The sequence below is a fragment of the Pantoea sp. UBA4549 genome (assembly GCF_002387285.1).
Classification (GTDB): Bacteria; Pseudomonadota; Gammaproteobacteria; order Enterobacterales; family Enterobacteriaceae; genus Pantoea; species Pantoea borealis.
The window spans coordinates 128,550-144,871 of record NZ_DGLH01000006.1; the positions used below are offsets into that span (position 1 = coordinate 128,550).

General features: G+C 58.7%; 19 protein-coding genes and 1 tRNA gene. 7 read left to right on the top strand and 13 right to left on the bottom strand.

The window, feature by feature from the left end; translation table 11 throughout:
• Positions 1 to 39 precede the first annotated feature (39 nt).
• Positions 40 to 456 carry a Cu(I)-responsive transcriptional regulator gene (cueR, locus tag B3041_RS03925; RefSeq protein WP_065649905.1) on the top strand — a complete coding sequence of 139 codons (417 nt, stop codon included), beginning with the start codon at positions 40 to 42 and terminating at the stop codon, positions 454 to 456.
• On the opposite strand, the gene B3041_RS03930 is transcribed toward cueR, so the two are convergent.
• The 5 genes from B3041_RS03930 to tesA all read right to left on the bottom strand — a co-directional run bounded on the left by B3041_RS03930 (position 432) and on the right by tesA (position 4,228).
• The gene (locus tag B3041_RS03930; RefSeq protein WP_065649904.1) at positions 432 to 890 is read right to left on the bottom strand and encodes an NfeD family protein; all 459 of its coding nucleotides are present in this window, start codon (positions 888 to 890) and stop codon (positions 432 to 434) included. The genes cueR and B3041_RS03930 overlap by 25 nt on opposite strands.
• Positions 890 to 1,804, bottom strand: a complete 915-nt coding sequence (locus B3041_RS03935; RefSeq protein ID WP_065649903.1) for an SPFH domain-containing protein — start codon at positions 1,802 to 1,804, stop codon at positions 890 to 892. Before B3041_RS03935 ends, B3041_RS03930 begins: the two co-directional genes overlap by 1 nt.
• Positions 1,805 to 1,862: 58 nt before the next feature.
• On the bottom strand, positions 1,863 to 2,717 hold the full coding sequence (locus tag B3041_RS03940) for a co-chaperone YbbN (RefSeq protein WP_292969586.1): 855 nt from the start codon (positions 2,715 to 2,717) through the stop codon (positions 1,863 to 1,865).
• 79 nt (positions 2,718 to 2,796) lie between these two features.
• Positions 2,797 to 3,570: an SDR family oxidoreductase gene (locus B3041_RS03945; RefSeq protein ID WP_292969588.1), complete on the bottom strand. Its 774-nt coding sequence runs from the start codon at positions 3,568 to 3,570 to the stop codon at positions 2,797 to 2,799.
• 25 nt (positions 3,571 to 3,595) lie between these two features.
• A complete protein-coding gene (gene tesA, locus B3041_RS03950) occupies positions 3,596 to 4,228 on the bottom strand; it encodes a multifunctional acyl-CoA thioesterase I/protease I/lysophospholipase L1 (protein WP_139074203.1) in 633 nt (210 codons plus the stop codon).
• Between tesA and ybbA the strand changes: the two genes are divergently transcribed.
• Together ybbA and ybbP are read left to right on the top strand one after the other, a co-directional pair.
• Positions 4,196 to 4,882, top strand: a complete 687-nt coding sequence (gene ybbA, locus B3041_RS03955; RefSeq protein ID WP_292969591.1) for a putative ABC transporter ATP-binding protein YbbA — start codon at positions 4,196 to 4,198, stop codon at positions 4,880 to 4,882. The two genes, tesA and ybbA, sit on opposite strands and share 33 nt — an antisense overlap.
• Positions 4,879 to 7,296, top strand: a complete 2,418-nt coding sequence (gene ybbP, locus B3041_RS03960) for a putative ABC transporter permease subunit YbbP (protein ID WP_292969593.1) — start codon at positions 4,879 to 4,881, stop codon at positions 7,294 to 7,296. Before ybbA ends, ybbP begins: the two co-directional genes overlap by 4 nt.
• Before the next feature lie 36 nt (positions 7,297 to 7,332).
• Here ybbP and purK read toward each other — a convergent pair whose 3' ends face one another.
• From purK to ppiB, 4 genes are all read right to left on the bottom strand, one after another.
• Entirely contained in the window at positions 7,333 to 8,397 is a 1,065-nt protein-coding gene (gene purK, locus B3041_RS03965; protein ID WP_292969595.1) for a 5-(carboxyamino)imidazole ribonucleotide synthase, read from the bottom strand.
• Positions 8,394 to 8,903, bottom strand: a complete 510-nt coding sequence (gene purE, locus B3041_RS03970; protein WP_065649899.1) for a 5-(carboxyamino)imidazole ribonucleotide mutase — start codon at positions 8,901 to 8,903, stop codon at positions 8,394 to 8,396. The genes purK and purE overlap by 4 nt, the downstream gene beginning before the upstream one ends.
• 131 nt (positions 8,904 to 9,034) lie before the next feature.
• Positions 9,035 to 9,751 (bottom strand): UDP-2,3-diacylglucosamine diphosphatase, encoded by a 717-nt coding sequence (locus B3041_RS03975; protein WP_065649898.1) that lies wholly within the window; start codon positions 9,749 to 9,751, stop codon positions 9,035 to 9,037.
• On the bottom strand, positions 9,751 to 10,245 hold the full coding sequence (gene ppiB / locus B3041_RS03980) for a peptidylprolyl isomerase B (RefSeq protein WP_039383066.1): 495 nt from the start codon (positions 10,243 to 10,245) through the stop codon (positions 9,751 to 9,753). Before ppiB ends, B3041_RS03975 begins: the two co-directional genes overlap by 1 nt.
• Positions 10,246 to 10,460: 215 nt before the next feature.
• Here ppiB and cysS point away from each other — a divergent pair, with 215 nt between their 5' ends.
• Complete coding sequence (gene cysS / locus B3041_RS03985; protein ID WP_292969599.1) at positions 10,461 to 11,846, top strand: cysteine--tRNA ligase; 1,386 nt, start codon at positions 10,461 to 10,463, stop codon at positions 11,844 to 11,846.
• A gap of 33 nt (positions 11,847 to 11,879) precedes the next feature.
• Here the strand turns inward: cysS and ybcJ are convergent, their stop codons facing one another.
• Together ybcJ and folD are read right to left on the bottom strand one after the other, a co-directional pair.
• The gene (gene ybcJ, locus B3041_RS03990) at positions 11,880 to 12,092 is read right to left on the bottom strand and encodes a ribosome-associated protein YbcJ (RefSeq protein WP_039383070.1); all 213 of its coding nucleotides are present in this window, start codon (positions 12,090 to 12,092) and stop codon (positions 11,880 to 11,882) included.
• Positions 12,092 to 12,958 (bottom strand): bifunctional methylenetetrahydrofolate dehydrogenase/methenyltetrahydrofolate cyclohydrolase FolD, encoded by an 867-nt coding sequence (gene folD / locus B3041_RS03995; protein WP_065649896.1) that lies wholly within the window; start codon positions 12,956 to 12,958, stop codon positions 12,092 to 12,094. Before folD ends, ybcJ begins: the two co-directional genes overlap by 1 nt.
• A gap of 175 nt (positions 12,959 to 13,133) precedes the next feature.
• Between folD and B3041_RS04000 the strand changes: the two genes are divergently transcribed.
• Both B3041_RS04000 and B3041_RS04005 read left to right on the top strand, forming a co-directional pair.
• Positions 13,134 to 13,637, top strand: a complete 504-nt coding sequence (locus tag B3041_RS04000; RefSeq protein WP_065649895.1) for a DUF1198 family protein — start codon at positions 13,134 to 13,136, stop codon at positions 13,635 to 13,637.
• Positions 13,638 to 13,732: 95 nt separating this feature from the next.
• Positions 13,733 to 13,809: transfer RNA gene (locus B3041_RS04005), tRNA-Arg, on the top strand.
• Between the two features lie 366 nt (positions 13,810 to 14,175).
• On the opposite strand, the gene B3041_RS04010 is transcribed toward B3041_RS04005, so the two are convergent.
• Positions 14,176 to 15,279, bottom strand: a complete 1,104-nt coding sequence (locus B3041_RS04010; RefSeq protein WP_292969604.1) for an AI-2E family transporter — start codon at positions 15,277 to 15,279, stop codon at positions 14,176 to 14,178.
• A gap of 131 nt (positions 15,280 to 15,410) precedes the next feature.
• Between B3041_RS04010 and B3041_RS04015 the strand changes: the two genes are divergently transcribed.
• Entirely contained in the window at positions 15,411 to 15,641 is a 231-nt protein-coding gene (locus B3041_RS04015) for a DUF1272 domain-containing protein (RefSeq protein ID WP_292969606.1), read from the top strand.
• 325 nt (positions 15,642 to 15,966) lie between these two features.
• Here B3041_RS04015 and B3041_RS04020 read toward each other — a convergent pair whose 3' ends face one another.
• Complete coding sequence (locus B3041_RS04020) at positions 15,967 to 16,194, bottom strand: hypothetical protein (RefSeq protein ID WP_292969608.1); 228 nt, start codon at positions 16,192 to 16,194, stop codon at positions 15,967 to 15,969.
• Positions 16,195 to 16,322: the final 128 nt, after the last annotated feature.

Below are 16,322 nucleotides of genomic sequence, written 5' to 3' on the forward strand. Positions count from 1 at the left end.
GCGTAAACCTTCCATTCGGGGGAAGGTCAAGGAGCCAGCATGAATATCAGCGACGTCGCCAGAAAAACCGGGCTGACCAGTAAAGCGATCCGCTTTTATGAAGAGAAAGGGATCGTGACACCGCCGCTGCGTAGCGAAAATGGCTACCGGCATTATGACGAACGCCATCTGGAAGAGCTGCACCTGCTGCGCCAGGCGCGCCAGGTTGGCTTTACGCTGGATGAGTGCCGCGAGCTGGTGGCGCTGTTCAACGATCCTGCGCGGCACAGTGCGGATGTCAAAGCGCGCACGCTGCAGAAGGCTGATGAAATTGCGGCACATATTGAAGAGCTGCACGCCATGCGGGCGCGCCTGCTGTCGCTGGCAGAGGCGTGTCCCGGCGATGAGGGCGCCGAGTGCCCGATAATTGATCAGCTGGCGGGCTGCTGCGGTCACACCGGTGGCAAGCGCGGCTGAATCAGCAGCGTGATCCCTTCAACCGCCGTGACGGTCACCCGCGTGCCCGCTGGCAAATCGTCTGCTGCCTGCACGCGCCAGCTGCTGTCACCAATCTGTACATGGCCGATACCACTTTTAAGCGGTGCCTCCAGCGTTAGCTGCCGGCCAATCAGCTCTTTACCGCGCTGGTTCAGCGTGTTTGGCTGCTGCTGCCCAGCCTGATGTCGCATCCAGCCATACCAGCCCAGCGCGCTCAATAGGGTCAGCGCGGCAAACAGTAGCCCCTGGCCAGCCCAGGAGAAAGGCCACAGCCACTCGGCCAGCCCTACCAGCAGCGCCGCCATACCACACCAGAGCAGATAGCCGCTGGTGCCCAGCATTTCGGCTGCCAGCAGCAGCCCGCCAAGCGTCAGCCAGAACCAGTGTGGGTGGGCGATCAGCTCCATCAGCATCACGGTGCCTGCTCCTGACGACGCTCTTTCAGCAGTTCACTGATGCCCGCTACCGAGCCGATCAGGCTGCTGGCATCAAGTGGCATCATCACGACTTTGCTGTTGCCGGCTTCGCCGATTTTCTGCAGCGCATCAGTATATTTCTGCGCCACAAAGTAGTTAATCGCCTGAATATTACCGGCGGCGATCGCATCTGACACCATGCGCGTGGCGTTCGCTTCTGCTTCTGCCTGCCGCTCACGCGCCTCGGCCTGTAAAAAGGCGGAAGTGCGCTCACCCTCTGCTTTCAGGATCTGTGACTGCTTGTCACCTTCAGCACGCAGTATGGCAGCCTGACGTACGCCTTCAGCGGCCAGAATATCGGCGCGCTTGGTACGTTCAGCTTTCATTTGTGCATTCATGGCGGCAATCAGCTCCTGCGGTGGCCGCACATCACGGATCTCAATGCGGGTGATTTTTACGCCCCAGGGGTTCGTGGCTTCATCAACGATATGCAGCAGGCGGGTATTAATATTGTCACGCTGCGACAGCATCTCATCGAGCTCCATGCCGCCAAGGACCGTGCGGATGTTGGTCATCGTGAGATTAATGATCGCCAGCTCCAGATTGCTGACCTCATAGGCGGCACGCGCCGGATCCACAACCTGAATAAAACAGACAGCATCAATGGTGACGTTGGCGTTGTCTTTGGAGATGATCTCCTGTGAGGGGATATCGAGCACCTGCTCCATCATATTGATGCGGCGGCCCACGCGATCCATAAACGGCACCACCAGATTAAGGCCCGGCGACAGCGTACGGGTGTAGCGTCCGAAGCGCTCTACCGTCCACTGATAGCCCTGCGGAACAATCTTGATACCGGCCCATACAATCACCAGCACCAGCACGATGAGAACAGGAATAGCGGTCAGCATATAACCTCCTGGCTGTCAGATAACCGGGCCGAGTCGCTTCGGCCCGTCTGCGTACCCGTCAGTAGAGCAGCGAATAGAGCTGGCGGCGATAGCGCGAGGCGAGGGCGTCGCCGGTGCCAAGCGCGGCCAGGATCTCCTGGAACATTTTACGCACTTCACCGTCACCGGCAGCGAGATCGCTTTTCAGAAAGCCCAGCAGCAGCTCCAGCGCCTCTTCATTACGGCCTACCTGATGCAGCTGTAATGCAAGTTTAGCAGCGAGGGCAGCGTTCTGCGGCTCGGCGTTCAGCTGCTCCTGCAGCAGCTGAATTTCAGGCGTATCCGCCGCCTGCTTCAACAGGTCGATCTGCGAAATCAGGCTCTGATAGCGCGTATCCTGATCCTGCAGCGGCACCACATCCAGCACCGCTTCAGCTTCATCACTGCGGTTCAGGGTGATCAGCACTTCTGCCAGCAGAAAGCCAATCTCACTGTTTTTATTACTCAGCTGCCAGGCATCTTTCAGCAGCGGCAGCGCTTCCAGCGGCTTGTTCTGCTGCATCAGCTCCATGGCCTGCTGCGCTTTCAGCTCCTCTTCGCGCGGCAAAACTTTTTCCAGCAGCGCGCGGATCGCCTCTTCCGGCTGCGGGCCCTGAAAACCATCTACCGGCTGTCCATTCTGGAACAGATAAACCGTGGGCAGCGAGCGCAGGCCGAACTGAGATGCCACCACTGGCTCATTGTCGCAGTCAAGCTTTGCGAGCAGGAACTGGCCGGCATACTCCTGTGCCAGACGCTCCAGCACCGGGGTCAGCTGCAGGCAGTGCTGACTGCGTTCAGACCAGAAATAGAACAGAACCGGCAGCTGCATGGATTGCTCCAGCGTCTGCTGCAGATTGGACTCATTGATATCGGTGATCAAAGCGTGTGACATGAAAAACGCTCCTGGCAGAAAGTGTTTAGAGAATATGGGGATAAAGTGGCCCGCTTCAAGCGCTGGCTGATGTTACCGCTCAGTTGCTGCGCAAAATGCGATCCAGCATCCAGCCTGGCAGCAGCCGTTTCAGAAAACTCATGCCCCAGGCCACCAGCGTCACCGGATAGCGCAGCCGCGGGTGACGGCTCTCCAGCGCATGGCGCAGTTTGGGTAAAATCGCCTCCGGCGGCAGGGTAAAGCGTGCGGCGATACCGGGATTCTGCACCGGCTTATCCTGTTCACCCTGCTGCACGTTATCGGTGAAGCGCGTGGCGATAGGTCCCGGCTCTATCAGGCTGACGCGCACGCCGCTGGCGCGCACCTCCATACGCAGCGCATCGCTCCACGCTTCCAGCGCCCACTTACTGGCGGCATAGGCACCACGCCCCGGGGTGGAGATCAGTCCCAGCACCGAGCTGGTATTGATAATGCGGCCGTCGCCGCTGTTCTGCAGCGCCGGCAGCAGCCGCATCGTCAGCTGATGGGTGCCAAACAGATTGGTGGAGAACTGCTTCTCAAGCTGCTGGCGGCTGACGCTGCTCAGCGGCCCGTACTGGCCAAATCCGCCATTATTAAATAGCCCGTGCAGGCAATGCCCGGTGAGTGCCAGCACCTGTTCTGCCGCGGCATCCACACTCGCGGCATCATCAAGGTCGAGCCGGATGCCGGTATACCCCAGTGCTGTCATCCGCGCGACATCTTCCGCACGGCGGCAGGCGGCAAGCACGTGATAGCCGCGCGCCTGCAAATCGCTGGCAGCTGCCAGCCCGATACCGCTGGAGCAGCCGGTGATCAAAACCGATTTTTGCATTTCTTTACCTGTAAAATCGCACGGCTCAGCGTGCGTCATGCTTAACTAGCGGAGCCAGCGCGTCAGCCATTATGCGGGCAATGAACGGCTGCGCATCCGGATTGGGATGAATACCATCCTGCTGCATCCACTCCGGCTTCAGATAGACCTGCTCCATAAAAAAGGGCACCAGCGGCAGGCTATACTCTTCCGCCAGACGCGGATAGATGGCGCTGAACGCGTCAGTGTATCGTCGTCCATAATTAGCGGGCAGCCGGATCTGCATCAGCAGCGGCTGCGCGTCAGCGGCTTTTACCGCACTGATAATCGCACGCAGATCCTGCGCGATAGCCTGCGGCGGAAAACCGCGTAAACCATCATTACCGCCCAGTTCGATTAACACCCAGCGCGGCTGATGCTGTTTTAATAGTGCAGGCAGCCGGGCCAGACCCTGGCCGGCGGTATCACCGCTGATGCTGGCATTCACGACTTTTGGCTGCTGCTGCCAGCGCGTACTGAGCAGGGCAGGCCAGGCGGCGCTGGCAGACATCCGATAGCCGGCGCTCAGGCTGTCGCCTAATACCATCAGGGTATCGGCCGCAGCAATGCGCGATACCAGCAGCAGCACCATACACAGGAAGGGATAATGCCAGCGGAAAACATTGTTGCGGTTCATCATCTTACTAAGTCCGTCGGTCAGGGTGAGCATCAGCTCTCAATCCTTACCGGAGTTGAGCTGGTTGTCAAACCAGCCGAGACGCTCGCGCTGATTGGCGAATCGGGATCGGGGAAGTCGACGCTGCTGGGGATCCTTGCCGGGCTGGATGATGGCAGCAGCGGCGAGGTACACCTTCTGGGGCAGCCGCTGCACCGCATGAACGAAGAGCAGCGCGCGGCGCTGCGCGCCCGTGAAGTCGGTTTTGTGTTTCAGTCATTTATGCTGGTGCCCACGCTGAACGCGCTGGAGAACGTACAGCTGCCGGCGCTGCTGCGCGGTGAAAGCGACCGCGACAGCCGTGCTCAGGCCAGCGAACTGCTGGCACAGCTCGGCCTGGAAGCACGCCTGCATCATCTGCCGGCGCAGCTCTCAGGGGGCGAACAGCAGCGGGTGGCGCTGGCACGCGCGTTTAGCGGGCGTCCCGGCCTGCTGTTTGCGGATGAACCCACCGGTAATCTGGATCGTCAGACCGGAGAGCGCATTGCCGATTTACTGTTCTCGCTCAACCGTGATTACGCCACGACGCTGATCCTGGTTACTCACGATGAGCAGCTGGCAGCGCGCTGCGATCGGCGGCTGCGGCTGCGTGACGGCAAGCTGTGGGAGGAAGCATGATCTGGCGCTGGTTCTGGCGCGAATGGCGCTCGCCTTCGCTGCTGATCGTCTGGCTGGCGCTGACGCTGGCGGTGGCCTGCGTGCTGGCGCTGGGATCCATCAGCGATCGCATGGAGAAAGGACTCAGCCAGCAGAGCCGCGATTTTATGGCGGGCGATCGTACGCTGCGCAGCAGCCGGCCGGTGCCGGAAGCCTGGCTGACACAGGCGCGTGAGGAGGGGTTAGCGATCAGTCGTCAGCTCAGCTTCACCACCATGACCTTTGCGCAGGAGACGCCGCAGCTGGCAGATGTCAAAGCGGTGGATAACGCCTATCCGATGTTTGGTACGCTGCAGACTGAGCCCCCGGGCCTGCGTCCGGCTGCAGGCAGCGTGCTGGTCGCACCGCGTTTGCTGGCGCTGCTGGATCTGCGCGTCGGCGAGCCGATAGAGGTCGGCGACGCCACGCTGCGTATTGCCGGTACGGTAATTCAGGAGCCGGACAGCGGGTTTAATCCCTTCCAGACGGCGCCTCGTCTGTTAATGAACCTTGCCGATGTTGAGAAAACCGGTGCCATTCAGCCCGGCAGCCGCCTGAGCTGGCGCTATAAGTTTTCCGGCGATGCGGCCCCGCTGGCGCGCTACGATCGCTGGATTGAACCGCGCCTTAAAGCGGGCGAACGCTGGATAAGTACGGAAAATTCAGAGGATGCGCTGGGCCGCTCCATGCAGCGTGCGCAGCAGTTTCTGCTGCTCTCAGCGTTGCTGACGCTGCTGCTGGCCATCGCAGCCGTGGCGGTAGCGATGAGCCACTACTGTCGCAGCCGTTACGATCTGGTGGCGGTGCTGAAAACGCTGGGGGCCACGCGGCGTGCGCTGCAGCGGCTGATTATCGGCCAGTGGCTGGCAGTGTTGCTGTTAGCGGGCATAACCGGCAGCGCGCTGGGGCAGGGGATCGAACTGCTGCTGCTTACTATGCTGAAACCGGTGCTGCCTGCGTCACTGCCAGCCGCCAGCCTCTGGCCATGGTTCTGGGCGCTGGGCACCCTGTTTGTTATCTCCCTGCTGGTGGGCCTGCGTCCTTATCGTCTGCTGATGGCTACCCAGCCGCTGCGCGTACTGCGACGTGATGCGGTGGCGCGCGTCTGGCCGCTGCGCCTCTATCTGCCGGTAATGGCGCTGGTGGTGGTTGCATTGCTGGCACTGCTGCTGGGGGGGAGCAAAATGCTCTGGGCGCTGCTCACCGGCGTGCTGCTGCTGGCGCTGCTGCTCGCTGTGCTGGGCTGGGGTACGCTGCTGCTGCTGCGCCGGCTGGTGGTGCGTAACCTGGCGCTGCGGCTGGCAATTAATCGTCTGCTGCGACAGCCGGCAATGACGCTGAGCCAGCTGGCCGCGTTCTCACTCTCTTTTATGCTGCTGGCGCTGCTGCTGGTTATGCGCGGCGATCTGCTCGATCGCTGGCAGCAGCAGCTGCCACCGGATGCGCCAAACTATTTTCTGCTGAATATTACGCAGGCGCAGGTGCCGCAGGTACGCGATTTTTTGCAGCAGCATCAGATCAAACCGGAAACCTTTTATCCCGTGGTGCGCGCGCGTCTGGTTGAACTGAACGGCAAAGCGGCCGATCCCCGTCAGGATAATGCGCTGAACCGCGAACTCAATCTGACCTGGCAGGCGCAGCGGCCGGATCATAACCCGCTGCTGGCCGGCAGCTGGCCCCCGCGGGCAGGGGAAGTTTCGATTGAAGCGGAGCTGGCGCAGCGACTGGGCGTTAAGCCAGGTGATACGCTGACTTTCAGCGGTGATACTCAGCAGTTCAGCGCACGCATCAGCAGTCTGCGTAAGGTGGACTGGGAGAGTCTGCGGCCCAACTTCTTCTTTATCTTTCCACCCGGTGCGCTGGATCAGCAGCCGCAGACCTGGCTGACCAGCTTTCGCATGGCGAACGACCCGGCGCTGCTGGCGCAGCTGAACCGGGCGTTTCCGACGCTGAGTCTGCTCGATATTGGCAGCATCATGAAACAGATTGGCCAGGTGCTGGCGCAGGTGAGCCAGGCGCTGGAAATCATGGTGGTGCTGGTGACGCTGTGTGGTGTCCTGCTGCTGCTGGCGCAGATCCAGATTGGCATGCGTCAGCGCCGTCAGGAGCTGGTGGTCTATCGCACGCTGGGGGCGAGCAGGCGGCTGCTGCGCGGCACGCTGTGGTGTGAGTTTGCTCTGCTTGGGGTGGTTTCCGGAATAGCGGCTGCGCTGGGTGCAGAGGCCGCGCTATGGGCACTGCAGCGTAAAATCTTTGATTTTCCCTGGCAGCCCGACTGGACGCTGTGGTTTGCGCTACCGCTGTGCGGGGCGCTTCTGCTGTCGCTGTGCGGCGGCTGGCTGGGGGTGCAACTGCTGAAAGGAAAAGCGCTGTTCCGGCGCTTTGACGCGGCGTAACCGGGGGCCCTCAGGCTGAGGGACCCCGTCAGCAAATCAGAGCTTCGCCTGCGCCCAGGCGAGGCCCGAGGCATATTCCGGCGGCAGCAGCGGCTGCAGCGCGTGCAGGGCAGCGGCAAGACGTGACGGCTCGCTGTCGGTGAGGTTCAGGTGTCCCACCTTGCGGCCGGGGCGTACCGCTTTGCCATACCAGTGCAGGTGCACCAGCGGCTGCGTCAGCCAGGCATGATTTACGTCGCTGCCGATCAGGTTCACCATCACTGACGGTGCAAATACCGCCGGCTGCGGCAGCGGCAGGCCGAGGATGGCGCGCAGATGCAGCTCAAACTGGCTGATGGACGCGCCGTTCTGCGTCCAGTGACCGCTGTTGTGGACGCGCGGCGCCAGCTCATTAATCAGCAGCCCCTGCGGCGTGATAAAGCACTCCATCGCCATGACGCCCACGTAATCCAGCGCCTGCATAATGGCGCTGAGCATGGTTTCCGCCTGCTGCTGCTGCGTGGCGTCAGCCTGCGGAAACGCCACGCTGGTGCGCAGAATGCCCTCTTCGTGCAGGTTATGCGTCAGCGGGTAGAACACCATGCTGCCATCCTGACCGCGCGCGCCTACCAGCGATACTTCACCGCTGAAATTAATGCCCTGTTCGACAATGCATTCGCCGTAGCACTCAGCGGGTAAGGTCGCTGTTTCACCCGCCCGCAGCCGCCACTGGCCGCGGCCGTCATAACCGCCGGTGCGGCGTTTGACAATCGCCAGTTCGCCCAGCTTCTCAAACACCGCCGGCCACTCATCAGGCGCGGCCAGCAGCTGCCACGGTGCGGTAGCCAGACCAAGTTCATTCAGCAGCTGCTTCTGCGTCAGACGATCGGCAAGACGCGGGAAGATATCGCGATTCACAAACGCGGGGTGGCGGGCAAGCTCGCGCGTCAGGGCGGTTTCCGGCCAGCGTTCAATCTCGGCGGTGATCACGCTCTCTGCAATGGGCAGCGAGGCGGGCTCCGCATCCAGTCCCACCGGGTAGACCGCAATACCCAGCGGCTCAGCCGCCTGGCGCAGCATACGGCCCAGCTGACCGTTACCCAGTACGCATACCGGCTTCATGACTGACCCCGCGGATCCGGATTCTCCAGCACCTCATCGGTCTGCGCCTGGCGCCACGCGCTAAGACGCGACGCCAGTGCCGCATCGTGGGTGGCCAGGATCTGTGCGGCCAGCAGCGCCGCGTTGGCTGCGCCCGCTTTACCAATGGCCAGCGTCCCCACCGGAATGCCGCGCGGCATCTGAACAATCGAGTAGAGGCTGTCAACACCGCTCAGCGCGGCGCTCTGCACCGGTACGCCCAGCACCGGCACCAGCGTTTTTGCTGCGATCATGCCGGGCAGATGCGCAGCACCGCCGGCGCCCGCAATGATCACCTGGTAGCCCTGTGCGGCGGCACCTTCAGCAAAACTGAACAGCTTGTCCGGGGTGCGGTGGGCAGAGACCACCTCCACGTGAAAGGGAACGTCCAGGCTGTTGAGAATTTCCTCGGCGAACTGCATGGTAGCCCAGTCACTTCTGGAACCCATGACGATGGCGATACGGGCCGGGGCGGCGGTGGATGACATGCGGTCAACTCCTGTGAATAGACAGACGAACCTGGCCGGTGAGGCAGGTAAGAAGGGCACAGAGAATAGCATGAGATAGCAGCAAGGAAAACGGTTGCGCGGCCAGAAAACGGGCAATTGTACCCGCGCAATCAGAAGGGGAAAGCGATCAGTTTTACGCCGCTGGCGTCAAGCTGGATCATGGAACCTGCATCGTGCCACGCCCCAAGGACGGCGCGCTGCGCGGGAAGGCCATTCAGAGAGAGCGTATGAATTTCCGGCCGGTGCGTATGACCGTGGATCAGCAGCGGGGCCTGCTGGCGCTGCATGGCTGCCGCCACCGCCTGCGGGTTCACATCCATAATGGACTGCGATTTATGCTGGTTCGCCTGCTGGCTGCCGGCGCGCATTCTGGCCGCGATGCGCAACCGCAGACGCAGTGGCAGCGCCAGAAACAGCCGCTGCAGCCAGCGCTGGTGCACCTTTGCGCGAAAACGCTGATAGCCAGCATCGTCGGTGCAGAGCGTGTCACCGTGCATAATCAGCACGCGCTGACCATACAGCTCCAGCACCTGCTCCTCTGGCAATAGCGTCATGCCGCTGGCCTGGGCAAAGCGTTTGCCCAGCAGAAAATCGCGGTTGCCGTGAATAAAAAACACCGGCACCGGCAGCGCGCGCAGGGCAGCGGCGATCTGCTGATGCAGCGGATTGGGATCGTCATCGCCAATCCAGGCTTCAAACAGATCGCCCAGGATGTAAAGCGCCTCGCACTCACGCGCTTCACCCTGCAAAAAATGCAGAAAACCGGCAGTAATTGCCGGTTCTTCCTGACACAGATGCAGATCTGCGATAAACAGCGTACGCGACATTACTCGCTGACGGTCACTTTCTGGATGACAACGTCTTCGGTCGGCACGTCCTGATGCATACCGCTGCGGCCGGTTTTCACCGCTTTGATCTTCTCAACCACGTCCATGCCTTCAACCACTTCAGCAAACACGCAGTAGCCCCAGCCCTGCAGGCTTTCGTCACGGAAGTTCAGGAAGTCGTTGTCAGCAACGTTGATGAAGAACTGTGCGGTTGCCGAGTGCGGTGCCTGGGTACGCGCCATCGCCAGCGTGCCTTTGGTGTTTTTCAGGCCGTTGTTCGCTTCGTTGCGGATTTCAGCTTTAGTGGCTTTCTGCTTCATGCCCGGTTCGAAACCGCCGCCCTGAACCATAAAGCCATTGATGACACGGTGGAAAATAGTGTTGTCATAAAAACCTTCACGGCAGTAGTCCAGGAAGTTCTGTACGGTGGCCGGCGCTTTATCATCAAAGGTTTTGATTACGATATCGCCATGGTTCGTCTGGAAAGTGACCATTATATTCGTCCTGTGGAGGTTGTATTCAGTCTCAGTTGCCGCGTTCGCATGCGGACGGGCATTTTGTCGACGCCTCTTATATCATAATTTCCCGGAACGCGTCAGCAAGGCAACGGCATCTGGTATCTCAGCGATGCACAAGTCAGAAAAATACGGCACAATATCAGGCTACCAAAGAAGGCGTCTCCCGCACACGATAAAAACGGAACCGTTCAATGCTAAAGATCTATAACACCCTGAGTCGACAGAAAGAGGAATTTAAACCTATTCATGCTGGTGAAATCGGCATGTACGTGTGTGGTATTACGGTTTACGACCTCTGTCATATCGGCCACGGGCGTACGTTTGTGGCATTTGACGTGGTGGCGCGCTACCTGCGCTATATTGGCTATCAGCTGAAGTATGTGCGTAATATCACTGATATTGATGACAAAATTATTCGCCGCGCTAACGAAAATGGCGAAACCATTGAGACGCTGACCAACCGCATGATTGCGGAGATGCACCAGGATTTTGCCGCACTGGGCATTCTGCCACCGGATCTGGAACCGCGTGCCACGCGCCATATCGCGGAAATTATCGAGCTGGTGCAGCGGCTGATTGAGCGCGGTCACGCCTATGTGGCGGACAACGGCGATGTGATGTTTGACGTGCTGAGCGATACCGATTATGGCGCGCTGTCGCGTCAGGATCTGGAGCAGCTGCAGGCGGGCGCCCGTGTGGAAGTGGCAGACGTAAAACGCAACCCGATGGATTTCGTGCTGTGGAAGATGTCCAAAGCCGATGAGCCATCGTGGGAATCGCCGTGGGGCAACGGCCGCCCTGGCTGGCACATTGAGTGCTCTGCCATGAACTGCAGGCAGCTTGGCAGCCACTTTGATATTCACGGCGGCGGCTCTGACCTGATGTTTCCGCATCACGAAAATGAAGTGGCGCAGTCCACCTGCGCGCACGACGGTCCCTATGTCAATTACTGGATGCACTCCGGGATGGTAATGGTTGACCGTGAGAAGATGTCAAAATCACTCGGCAACTTCTTCACCGTGCGCGATGTGCTGCAGCACTATGATGCTGAAACGGTACGTTACTTCCTGATGTCGGGGCACTATCGCAGCCAGCTTAACTACGGCGAAGATAACCTTAACCAGGCGCGCGCGGCGCTGGAGCGTCTTTACACCGCGCTGCGGCATACCGATACCGGCGCAGCGCCTGCCGGTGGCGAAGCGTTTGAAGCGCGTTTCCGGGCGGCAATGGATGATGACTTCAACACGCCGGAAGCCTATTCGGTACTGTTTGATATGGCGCGCGACGTGAACCGTCTGAAGAGCGAAGATAAAGCGGCGGCTGACGGCCTGGCGGCCAGACTGCGCGAGCTGGCGAATGTGCTGGGGATCCTGCAGCAGGATCCGGAGCTGTTCCTGCAGAGCGGAGCGCAGACGAATAATGACGAAGTGGCAGAGATTGAGCAGCTGATCAAAATGCGCAACGATGCGCGTCAGGCGAAAGACTGGGCGCAGGCGGATGTGGCGCGTGACCGGCTCAACGCGCTCGGCATTGTGCTGGAAGATGGTCCGCAGGGCACCATCTGGCGGCGCAAATAAGAAAAAATGGCGAACCCGGGTTCGCCCTTTTTGTTATGCAACAACCGTGATGCGCTGACCGGCGAACTCTACTGTCTGTCCGGCGACAATTTTACAGCGCTTGCGCGTTTCAATTGCCCCGTTTACGCGTACTTCACCTTCATCAATCACCGCTTTGGCCTGCGCGCCGCTCTCTACCCAGCCTTCCAGCTTCAGCAGATCGCACAGATCAACGTGCTGATGTTTACCCAGTGAGAAACTCGCCATTATGCTTCCTCCACGTCGTGATACGCTTCGCACGCCAGCAGCGTGTTTTCAATTAAAGTCGCTACCGTCATCGGCCCGACCCCGCCCGGTACTGGCGTAATGTAAGAGGCCCGCTCAGCGGCAGCGGCAAAATCAACGTCGCCTACCACTTTGCCGCTCTCCAGCCGGTTGATGCCGACATCAATCACCACCGCGCCTGGTTTGATCCAGTCACCCGGAATAAAACCGGGCTTGCCCACGGCCACGACCAGCAGATCGGCATGCTCCACGTGATGGCGCAGATCGCGGGTGAAGCGGTGAGTAACGGTTGTGGTACAGCCCGCCAGCAGCAGCTCCATGCTCATCGGGCGGCCAACGATGTTAGACGCCCCGACCACGACCGCGTTCAGGCCATAGGTATCGATGTTATAGCGCTCCAGCAGCGTGACGATACCGCGCGGCGTGCAGGGACGCAGCTTTGGCGCGCGCTGGCAGAGACGACCTACGTTATAGGGATGGAAACCATCCACATCTTTATCCGGCGTGATGCGCTCCAGCACCTTGACGTTGTCGATCCCGGCCGGCAGCGGCAGCTGCACCAGAATGCCATCAATGGTCGGGTCACTGTTTAGCTCATCAATCAGCGCCAGCAGCTCGCTTTCACCGGTAGAGTCGGGCAGGTTGTAAGCACGGGAGACAAAGCCCACCTCTTCGCAGGCGCGACGTTTATGGGTGACGTAGATCTGCGAAGCAGGGTTTTCGCCTACCAGAATCACGGCCAGACCCGGCGCACGTTTACCCGCTGCCAGGCGCTGCTGCACTTTTTCCGCAACTTCGCTACGCACCTGCTGCGCAATCGTTTTACCGTCAATAATTTTTGCTGCCATCAGAGAGGAAATCCATCTGTAGAGAGTTAAATCGGGGATGGCGCCTATTCTGGCAGAAGCGCGGGCGGCTGTCAGTCACAGTTTCAGCAGCGCACGCGCTTTCCGGCTTTTTTCGTGGTGACGCGTGCCAGCCTGCATGCGTATGATATCTGCAGGACACTCTGGGAACGATGCAATGATCTGGATAATGCTTGCCACTCTGGCGGTGGTGTTTGTCGCTGGGTTTCAGCTGCTCACCGCCGGCTCACGTCACGCCGCCCAGCGGCTCAGTAAACGGCTGCAGCTGCCGCCGGTGCAGGTGGAATCCATGCTCTCTATGATGGGTAAAGAGGCGGCGAAAGAGTTCACCGACTACCTCAGCCGCGATAACGAAACGCATCTGCATAATGGCGCAGCGGTACTGCTGATCTGGCAGGTCCTGATTGTTGATGGCAGCGAGGAGAACAGTCAGCGCTGGCATACCATCCTCAGCCGCGCCGGTTTTCCGGCACTCATCAGCCGCCAGCAGCTGCTGCTCGCGCTGGGCTTTCTGCGCCAGCTGGAGCCGGACAGTCAGGAGCTGCATGCGCGGCGTGAACAATTTAATGCACGTTTTACGCCGCAAGGGGTTGAGCTGGAAGGGGAATCCACCGGCACCAGTAATCTCGTGTCGCTCAGCGAATGGCGCAGGCGTCATTGACGCAAATTGGTTATTCCCGCAGCACTCCGCTGCACAGAAACGGCAAAAACGTTGACGTACCCGCTTCCCGACGTATAATCCGACCCAACTCCTCAGCGCCCTTAGCTCAGCTGGATAGAGCACCGGCCTTCTAAGCCGTAGGTCACAGGTTCGAATCCTGTAGGGCGCGCCAAGTCAAATCAAGCCGTTACGTCAGCTACACACCAACCTGATTTTCTCCTTGTGTCATAGTTGTGTCATTATTTCCTGAAATTGAGTCAATTTTGCACACGTGCCCGGTAAGATAGTCAGGCACAAGGTGCGCATATCGCTATCCCCTTTTTGTACTTTCCCATCCGCCCGGCCATGCTCATACCCGGTATCCACTGCCTTTTTGCAACAGGCAAACCGGGCCTGATAGCCGCTATCCGGCGCTTTCCGCCACTATCGTGAGTCAGCAGGCTGATGCGCTTTTGCCAGCGGCCTTTAATCGTCAGCCAGAGCAGCAGCCATAAAAAAACCGCCCGCAGGCGGTTTTTAGTCAGCTCAGCGCATAGCGCTACTCGCGCGTTTTGCCCTCTTCAATAAACTCTTCATCAATCTCTTCGGCGTTGTCGCGGTTATCGCGACCGGAGAGGAGATTCCAGCAGGCGATGAACAGAGCGGCAATCAGCGGGCCAATCACAAAGCCGTTGATGCCGTAGATTTCCATGCCGCCCAGCGTGGCGATCAGGATCATATAGTCCGGCATCTTGGTGTCTTTGCCCACCAGCAGCGGGCGGAGAATATTATCTACCAGGCCGACAATCACCACAAAGAAGCCGACCAGGAACAGACCTTTCCACAGCGCGCCGGTGGCAAAGAAAAAGATTGCTGCCGGCACCCAGACGATGGCAGATCCGACCGCCGGGATAAGGGACAGGAATGCCATCAGTGCGCCCCACAACAGGCTGCCGTCGATGTCAGTGATCCAGAAAGCAAAGCCGCCCAGTACACCCTGAACAATTGCCACCACCACGGTCCCTTTCACGGTCGCGCGCGACACCGCAGCAAACTTCATCAGCAGATGATGCTTCACATAGGTGGAGAGCGGCAGCGCTTCGAGGATCAGGCCCACCAGCCAGGCGCCATCTTTCAGCAGGAAGAACAGTAAATAGAGCATCACGCCAAAGCTCACGGTAAAGGTAAACGTGCCTTTACCAATCAGCAGCACGCTGCCCGCCATATACTGGCCGCCTTTCAGCGCGAACTCAGAGAGCTTTTGCTGAATCTGGGTAGAGTTGTTGAGATCGTGGTCGGCCAGATAGCGCTGCGCCCAGCCCGGCAGGTGCTGCAGCAGCTCAGCAAACACCGTCGGGAACTGCGCTGAATTATTCTGCAGCTTGACGTAAACGGTATTGATCTCCACGACCAGCGATGAGGTGATGATCGCCAGCGGCGTAAACACAATCAGACAGATAATCAGCAGCGTGACAAAAGAGGCGAGCCCGTTACGATCGCCCATTTTGTGCCGCAGCAGCACTTTGAGCGGAGCAAAAATCACCGCCAGGATAGCCGCCCAGAGAATAGCGGAGAAATAAGGTGACAGCACATCAAAAAAGGCGATGGTGACAATCGCCAGGATAAGAATAAAGAAACCGATATTTAAGCCTTTAACACGCATTCCATAGCCTCGCAAATAAACGTAGCGAAAGAACTATAGAACGGCTGGCGCAGAATGTAATCTGTTTCACATGATTGAATGCAGTAACGGATAAAAATCTGTCCTGAGCCTGCGCTAAACCGGAGAACCCTATGCTGGAACTGCGACCTAACTGTGAGTGGTGCAATGCGGATTTACCGCCGGAAAGCACGGAGGCACGTATCTGCTCATTTGAATGCACATTCTGCGCAACCTGCGCTGAGCATGTTCTGCTGCAGCGCTGTCCGAACTGCAGCGGTGAACTGGTCCGCCGCCCGATACGGCCTGCCGCAGCGCTGGCGCGGCATCCGGCTTCTCAGCTACGGCACACCCGGCAGCCGTAATTCTGGCGCGCGTTATCAGCCAGCAAACAGATAATTAATTATGCTGCTTATAATTTTACTGTGGGTGAAATCAGAGGGATGACAGGGCAGTTATTTTCCTGATCTCAGGCTAAAAAGGCCATTATTTTAATTTAATGTTTTCTCTGAGTTTTTAATTCTAATGCAGGCGTGAGGTCAGAGCACCGACCTTATTTAATAACACCGTTAACTGGCGAGCCAGCGTTAAGTAATATTCTTAAATTCGGTTAATTTTATTTATTATTTTAGTGATGAAGTGATATTCTGCGCGCGCAATGCTGGTGATGTGGCGTTGTGTGCTTCAGTTTTACCCTCTGATTTGCAGGGTTTCCCTGTTTCTGAATAGTGAAACATTTTTATTTACCCGATCCCTGTGGTCGGGTTTTTTTATGTTTTTTTCTTTTATTGCTGCAGTGATGAAGAGCATTGTGAAAAAAAATAAAGTGCCGATCGCTATTTCTCTTATGAGATGCAGCATACAGTTTCCTTGCCAGGTCAGGCGAAAGCCCTGGCGGCTCCCCACGGGAATCTCCATAAAAACCAGCCCGCACCCGGCCGGGAAGGGGATCACCGCGGACCGGGTCGTAAGGACATTATTACAGTGACCGTTTTGCCTGGCAGGTACGTGAGTTCCGGGCCTTCATCGACAATAATTATGTGCTG